The 1001-nt window shown below is 66.8% G+C and carries 1 protein-coding gene; it reads left to right on the top strand.

From position 1 onward, the window contains the following. On the top strand, nucleotides 1–979 hold a 979-nt coding region (locus ACPW96_RS23275), incomplete at its 5' end, for an IS30 family transposase (RefSeq protein WP_425886120.1). Between the last annotated feature and the right edge of the window lie 22 nt (nucleotides 980–1001).

Below are 1001 nucleotides of genomic sequence, written 5' to 3'. Positions count from 1 at the left end.
GGGCAGGTATCTGTCGTTCGTCGAGCGGGAAGAGATCGCCTGCGGTGTCGCGGCGGGTGAATCGGTGCGGTCGATCTCGAGGCGGATCGGGCGGGCGCCGTCGACGGTGTCTCGGGAACTGACCCGTAACGCGGTGCGTGGCCGGTATCGGGCATCGTCGGCGCAGGTGGCGGCGATGGAGCGGGCGACCCGGCCGAAGCCGGCGAAGCTGGCGACCAATCTCCGGCTGCGTGCCAGGGTGGAAGCGGACCTGGCCAAGCGCCGATCGCCGGAGCAGATCTGCGGTCGGCTGAGTCGGGAGTTCCCCGATGACCCGGAGATGCAGGTGAGCACGGAGACGATCTACCAGTCCCTCTACGTGCAGTCGCGGGGTGCGTTGAAGCAGGAGCTGACCCGGTATCTCCGCACCGGGCGAGGGCTGCGGCATCCGAGCCCGAAGGTCGGGCAGCGCAAGAACCGGATCCCCAACATGGTCAACATCTCCGATCGGCCGCCGGAGGCCAGCGACCGGGCCGTCCCGGGGAGTTGGGAGGGGGATCTGATCATCGGCGCGGGGAACCTGTCGGCGATCGGCACGCTCGTGGAGCGGCACTCGAACTTCACGATGCTGGTGCCCCTTCCGGACGGTTACAAGCCGGATCAGGTCGCTCCGGCGCTGACCCGGAAGATCCAGCAGCTCCCGGTGCAGCTGCGCGGCACGCTGACCTGGGATCAGGGGCCGGAGATGCGCGACTGGGAACAGGTCCGCATCGACACCGGCATCGAGGTGTTCTTCTGCGACCCGCACTCGCCCTGGCAGCGCGGCATCAACGAAAACACGAATGGGTTGCTGCGGCAATACTTCCCGAAAGGCACGAACCTCGACAGGTTCACCGAGGCGCAACTCGACGCCGTCGCCCGAGAGCTCAACGACCGGCCCCGCAAACGGCTCGAGTTCCAAACCCCGAATGAGATCATCAGATCAGTCCTGTTGCGATGACCGCTTGAATCCGCCGATCCCT

The organism is Micromonospora sp. DT81.3 (assembly GCF_049847225.1).
Lineage (GTDB): Bacteria > Actinomycetota > Actinomycetes > Actinomycetales > Microbacteriaceae > Microbacterium.
The sequence above is the reverse complement of the archived record's forward strand: the minus strand, read 5'-3'. Positions and strand labels throughout refer to the sequence as shown.